The 6,334-nt window shown below is 45.2% G+C and carries 6 protein-coding genes; all 6 read right to left on the bottom strand.

The window, feature by feature from the left end:
• A partial coding sequence (locus QVP90_RS00325; RefSeq protein ID WP_288203567.1) for an L-lactate permease occupies positions 1–746 on the bottom strand: 746 nt, incomplete at its 3' end.
• Between the two features lie 208 nt (positions 747–954).
• On the bottom strand, positions 955–2,412 hold the full coding sequence (locus QVP90_RS00320) for a DUF3868 domain-containing protein (RefSeq protein ID WP_021935371.1): 1,458 nt from the start codon (positions 2,410–2,412) through the stop codon (positions 955–957).
• 28 nt (positions 2,413–2,440) lie between these two features.
• Complete coding sequence (locus tag QVP90_RS00315) at positions 2,441–3,028, bottom strand: DUF3575 domain-containing protein (RefSeq protein WP_264380961.1); 588 nt, start codon at positions 3,026–3,028, stop codon at positions 2,441–2,443.
• Positions 3,029–3,337: 309 nt separating this feature from the next.
• On the bottom strand, positions 3,338–4,210 hold the full coding sequence (locus QVP90_RS00310) for a DMT family transporter (protein WP_264381110.1): 873 nt from the start codon (positions 4,208–4,210) through the stop codon (positions 3,338–3,340).
• A gap of 112 nt (positions 4,211–4,322) precedes the next feature.
• Positions 4,323–5,678 (bottom strand): FAD-dependent oxidoreductase, encoded by a 1,356-nt coding sequence (locus QVP90_RS00305; protein ID WP_021935368.1) that lies wholly within the window; start codon positions 5,676–5,678, stop codon positions 4,323–4,325.
• Positions 5,679–5,707: 29 nt separating this feature from the next.
• Positions 5,708–6,298 carry a DUF417 family protein gene (locus tag QVP90_RS00300; RefSeq protein WP_005930842.1) on the bottom strand — a complete coding sequence of 197 codons (591 nt, stop codon included), beginning with the start codon at positions 6,296–6,298 and terminating at the stop codon, positions 5,708–5,710.
• Positions 6,299–6,334 lie beyond the last annotated feature (36 nt).

The following is a 6,334-nucleotide window of genomic DNA, read 5'->3' as shown; positions in this document are numbered from 1 at the left end:
ACGATCACGATGATCGAAAGAATACTTCCGATAATGGCCGGTGATTCGGCACCCATGTAGCGTGCGGCCATGTACTGGCTGGTCAGGGAGACGCCTCCTACCAATAGTGCTAAGAATAAATTCTTCGGAAGTGATTTCAACTTCGGATCGGTGAGGAACAGCAAAACCAATGGGATGAGGAACATGAGCACGGATAGCTGTAATACGACATTGGTACTCAGGTTCTGCACATCGAGGCTGGTTTCTTTGGCCAATACGAGCACAGGGGTACCGATAGCACCGAATGCCGTAGCAACGCTGTTGGCTATCAGGCTCACTACTGCGGAGAACACGGGCTTGAATCCGAGACTGATCAGGATGGCGGCAGGGATAGCTACGGCTGTCCCGAAACCGGCCATTGCTTCCAGCAATCCACCGAAGCCCCAAGTCAACAGTAACACTTGAATGCTCTTGTCTGTGGAGATGGAGGTGAATTGCTGCTTGATTATTTCCATTTTCCGGGTTTTCAATAATACGTTATAGCTGAAAATAGCCATCACGATGATAATCAGAATAGGAGAAACCGCTTTCAACGCTCCGTACAGGAAGGAGCAGGCGAGATCGTCTATTGCAAAATGAAAGCCGAAAAGGGCGATTAGCATGGTCACGATGAGAGAGATGACACTGCTTCTGTCGCCCGGCATCTTAAAAAAAGCCATCAATACAATAAGAAGCAGAACCGGAACAATAGCAAGAATCAGTGTCATAATCGTCAGTTTAAGTTATGTATGTATAACAAAACTAACAGGTGTTTTGACTGTCCGGCCGGTCGTTTTTTATGATTTTATTTCAAAAAGTACAGAAATATTTATATCAGAGGTATAAAAGGTATGAGAAGAGCCGGATCAGGTTTCATCATGAATCCCGTCCGGCTCTTTGCTGTATATATCTATATGAATAGAAGGGTTCTTCCTGCTATTTACCGGATGGCTTTTTGGAATCCAGTATTTTCTGTAATTGCTTTAAGTTTGCTTTTGCGGCATCATTACCCATATGGGCAGCCTGTGTGAAGGCGGCGATGGATTGGTTGATGTTGCCGTTGAGGAAATCATACACTCCGCTGTTGTTGATGTATTCGGCTGTCTGCTTGTTGGCCTTTTCCATAAATTTCACGGCCGTTTTCAGATCCTTCTTGGTCAGTGCCACAGCGGCGGCGTTCAAGTTGGCTACTTCATCGTCGGGGTATATACGTACGGCAACATCGAATACGTTTACAAAATCGTCACTGCCTTTCGGATAGCTGTTGGCTACCTGGTACATTTCGTTCAGGCTCAGATACTTCGGATTGGTTTTGATGACAATACGGCCTTGTTCCACATCGAAGTTGACTACCGTATAATCTATCTTGCAGTTCACTTTGCGCAATCCCGGATAAATCTCTTTCAGCATAGTGCGATAAGGAGCTCCGCCACCTACGTGCATGATCTCTTTTTTGCGGAGGGCATCATCACCGGTATTTTTGATGATGTGGATGAAGGTCTCTTTATCTTTCATGGAAGAGGTTTCCAAAGCCTTTATCAATCCGTCCCAGTTTTCGCCTCCAAAAGATACTTTGTAGAGATTGGCCGGTACTTTTTCATTGGCGGTGAGATAGGCTTTCAGCGCTTCGGCACGTTTTTGCGAAAGCTGTTCGTTGAATTTCAACGGGCCTTCGGGCGAAGCAAATCCTTCGATGCTGATGCCGGTGATGGTGAGGTTCCGGTCATTCTGAACCTTGCCGAACATAGAACGTATGTTCATCAGTTCTTGGTGATTATTCATAAAGTCGGTCAGTATCACCGATTTGCTTACAGGGAAGTCCAGATGGGCTTCGTACTGTTCGCTACGCTCTTTTACTATTTCTACCGGTGGTTGGATGTAAGCTACGATCGGTGACATGGCTGCCAGTCGTTTGGCTTCGGTAGACACGCTGTTGGTGATCAGTTCCTGGGCAATCATCTCTTCATTATTGCCGCAACCGCAAAGATTCTCGACAAGATTGAGCGAGGCATTCTCCATCCACGGCTGGTAGGGGATGACTTGGGTATAGTTCAGTACTTCTCTTTTATCGTAGGGGATGACGATGGCCGTAGGAGCTTCGCGTTCGATGGCTAAACCGCGAACGTAAGCTTTCTGACGGCGGCGGCCGTTAATGATGATGTCTTGCAGAGGGACATTGTGTTGTCCGTCTGTCAATAGCGGTGTAAGAGTCAGTGAGCGTTGGGGGCTGACTACCAGATTCTTCATGTCGATCGTCATGTCTATGTATAGAGAATTGCCCTGTTGCCATAGCGATACGCCCGACAGGCTGATGGCATCATTATAAAGTTTCTGGGCACTGGCAGGAAACGCGATGACAAGGGCCAGCAGAATATAGATAACTTTTCTTTTCATTGTTATAATTGGTTTATGGGTTGGTTGTTTATTTGAAAGTATAAATGAAGCTAAGGCCTATTTTGGTAGGTCCGAAGTAGTCTTTGGTATTATGGTCGATCTTGCGGCCGTCGTCTCCCGGTTCGTATTTGTCATATTTGATGTAGGCATATCCCACGCCGATGGTAGCTTCCATGCTCCAACGTTTTTTCAATATCCACTGATAACCGTAAGAGATACCGGCACCGTAGATTTTACCGTCATACCGGTCGTGTCCCAAACCGAACATATTTAGGTTGCTGATGTCTGCATCGGCATAGTGTCCGTGCAAGCCGAAGAAGCTGCCATTGAACCGTTCGCAGAGCCAGTAACGCAGTTCGGGCTGTACGAGCCAGTGTTTCAATTGCTTGTTATCCGAAAACTTCCAGGGGTTGTAGTTTCCCGAAATGTCGAGGGTTAATTTTTTAGCCAATCCTATTTCAAGTCCCAGATTCGGAGTACTTGTGGCCCAATAGAGGGCATTGGTTTTGATGGCAATTTTGGGTAGATAGGTCTGGTTTTTTTGCTTTTGGGCATTTACCCCTGTGGCAAAAGCGAGCAGAAACCCTACTGCTAAAATCAATTTCATTGTTCTCATTTCCGTTTTGGTATAGGTTTTATTATTTATTTCGGGTATCAACACTTACCGCTACGGATTTGTTTTCAGGAGGAGGATAATAATTTGTCAATGTGCCAATATGCCAATGTGCCAATTGGCTGCGCTGTAGGGTAAGGAATATATTGCAAAACAATTACATATTCTCCACTTTTATTGGGATATTACACCTTTTTTCAATTACTGCATTCTTCAATTATCACATTGATATATTAATACATTCTTCAATTAATACATTCTTTAATTGGCATATTGGCACATTGTCCAATTGGCACATTATTAATTGGCACATTATTTTTTTTTGCACACAACAATGGTGACTGCCGTAACGATCAGCATGATTCCGATGGCGCTTGCTACGGTGAATGATTCTTTAAAGGCTACTATGCCGATGATGACTGCCGTCAGAGGTTCCATTGCCCCGAATATGGAGGTGAAGGTAGGGCCGATGTGCTTGATTGCCTTGACCAGTGTGATGTTTGAAATGGCTGTAGCCGGTAATGCTAATCCTAAGATGTACAGCCAGGTAACACCTTCTGTTACCGGCCGGATGCCACTGGTGAAACAGCCGCAAATGATGAAGAGAAGCGCTCCTAATCCCATTACATAACAAGTCAGCACAGTCGATTCGATCTGTACTGCACGGCTTTTTCTTACTCCGATAATGTATCCGCCGTAAGAGAATACGGATATACAGGCGGATATGATACCGAGCGTAGTGCTACCGTTGCCATGACCGATGTTTCCCGATGAAAGGAGTATGGCGCCGACGATCGACATCGATATGGCGGTAATGATCCATGCCGATCTCTTTTCATGGAAAAAGAGGATCATGCTCATGGCCACGGCCAATGGGTACATGAAGTGAATGATGGAAGCTACTCCGCTGGCTATGTTTTGATAAGCGATCAAAAGGCTCAGGGAAGTAGCTGCCCGAAACAGACTTAATAGAAAGACGGTTCCGAAATCTTTTTTATTCAATCGGAAGTTACACCCGGACAGCCAGCCGAAAAGTATCAGTGTGAGAGATGCTATTCCCCAACGATAACTCAACACCTCGAAGGAAGAGAAACCGATGTTGAGAAGCATCACGGAAAAGAAAGGCGCCAGTCCGAACGTGGAAGAGGAGACTGCCGCGTACAGGATACCTTTTGTTTTGTTTATTGATTGAAACTGCATGATCTTATATAACTGTAAAAACGTTGCAAAAGTATAAGTTTTGACAGGGATACGGATGATGTTTTCGCTCTTTTTTGCTTTCTCCGGTGAGGTATTCCTATATATTCATTAAATCATTTAAAGATTCGCTCATACTGGGATGTGTGAAGATAAAATCCCGTAAGAACGTATATTCTTGTCCGGTTTTCATAGCGAAAGCTACCAGATTGATTATTTCGCTCGATTCGGGGCCGAACAGGGTACATCCTAAAATCCGGTTGGTATCCGTATCTATGATTACTTTGAACAGGCCGTCGGTCTCTCCCAATGTTTTTGCACGGGGGATGGCCGTTACGGGCAGTTTGTTTACTTTAAAATTCCGGCCGGTTTTCCGGGCTTCTTCTTCACTCATGCCGATGCGTGATAGCGGCGGGTCGATAAATACGGAATAGCTCACCGGATCACGATCATTCAGGGTGCGCTGCTGCTTTCCGAACAAATCTTCGCGAATGATACGGTAGTCGTCCAAAGAGATATAGGTGAATTGTAAACCACCTTTCACGTCACCGATGGCACGGATCTGAGGGTTCGTTGTTTTCAGGAACTCGTCTACTATAATTGCTCCGCGTTCGTTGACTTCTACGCCGGCCGCTTCCAGACGAAGCTCCCGGGTGTTGGGGCGACGTCCGGTTGCCAATAAGATGGCATCTGCATCCAGTACGTGAGTTTCTCCGTTTTCCGCATTCCGGTAAACGACCGTATTGCCTTTTATCTCCTGTACTTTTGCATTCAGGATGAATGATATGCCTTTCTTTTCCAAGGTCTCTTTTACGCTGTCGGCTATATCCCTGTCCTCTCGTGAGATGAACTGCGGATAGCTTTCCAGTACGGTTACTTTGGCGCCGAACGAAGCATACATCGATGCAAATTCCAGACCGATATAACCGCCGCCCACAATTACCAGTCTTTCGGGAAGTTCTTTCATTTCCATAATAGAAGTACTGGTGTATACCGAGGGATTGTCTTTGATCCCTTCGATTGGCGGAATCACTGTCTCCGATCCGGTGTTGATAAAAATTTGCGGAGCTTTGATCCGGAGAACCTCACTGCCGGTTGTTATTTTTACCACCTCTTTGTCTTCAAAGGAACCGGTTCCCGTATATACCGTGATATAAGGGTTATCAGCCAGATTATGATAGTTTTTCTTCCGTAACATCGAAGTAACTTCCTCCTTCCGGGCAATTGCCTGCCGGTAATATTCTCTTTTTTCTTCGAAAGAACTACCGGCAGGAGTCAGTTTGGACAGATGAACCAGTGTCTTGGTCGGAATGCAGCCGATGTTGATACACGTACCTCCGTACATCTTGTCCGAACGTTCGATTACTGCGACTTTCTGTTCGCGTTTTGCCAACTCTGCTGCTAAGGTTTTCCCCCCTTTGCCAAAACCTATGATAATTGCATCAAACTGTTTCATGACTTTGTTTTTTTAATTATGCTGAAAAGTTATTTTTTTAATTGTGCCAAGACCTTTTTTGCCGAATCGGACAGTACTACGATGGCTCCTGCCAGTATGGCCGTGTCTTTGATAACCAGTCTTCCCGCTCCGGTCAACAGGGGAAAACCATGTTCTCCGCTGCCCAAGTCCGGCACCCAGACTTCCGGTGTGGTGACCAGAAACGAAAGTGTCCCTAATGTCATGATGATAGCCAATCCTGCACCTGCCAGTCCTATTTTGGAAGAGAATATCCCTAAAAATGTCAGTATGCCGATACCCATAATTAAGATTCCCAACCCGCGTGAAAAGCCATACGTGTTGTTTTCCTCGTGCCATTTGTGTTTCGCTTCATTGAATTCCCCCTCTTTCAGTTTGTACTCTTTATACTCGGGAGCACTCTTTGTATAGAAGAAACTCATGAAAGGGCTGTTCGCAACAAACGGAACAATGCCTTCGGCTTCATAGTTCCAGAATTTCAGACCACCGATCCAAACGAATATCACTAATATAGCTACACGGATCAGGTTGATACCTAATTTTTGTGTAGATGCCGCTACATTCAGAAATGCAATAAACAACGAATTCAATCTTGTCCTCATCTTAATCTTTTTTATGGGTTAAATTTTATGTTGCAA

This window comes from Bacteroides sp. CAG:189, from assembly GCF_000432295.1.
Taxonomy (GTDB): domain Bacteria; phylum Bacteroidota; class Bacteroidia; order Bacteroidales; family Bacteroidaceae; genus Bacteroides; species Bacteroides salyersiae.
Note: the sequence above shows the minus strand (reverse complement) of the source record. Positions and strands in the feature narration are given on the sequence as shown.

What these genes read in the sequence shown, in the direction of transcription:
- QVP90_RS00320 (WP_021935371.1), bottom strand. Translation starts at nt 2,412, where the DNA reads ATGAAAAGAAAAGTTATCTATATTCTGCTGGCCCTTGTCATCGCGTTT.
- QVP90_RS00315 (WP_264380961.1), bottom strand. Translation starts at nt 3,028, where the DNA reads ATGAGAACAATGAAATTGATTTTAGCAGTAGGGTTTCTGCTCGCTTTT.
- QVP90_RS00305 (WP_021935368.1), bottom strand. Translation starts at nt 5,678, where the DNA reads ATGAAACAGTTTGATGCAATTATCATAGGTTTTGGCAAAGGGGGGAAA.
- QVP90_RS00300 (WP_005930842.1), bottom strand. Translation starts at nt 6,298, where the DNA reads ATGAGGACAAGATTGAATTCGTTGTTTATTGCATTTCTGAATGTAGCG.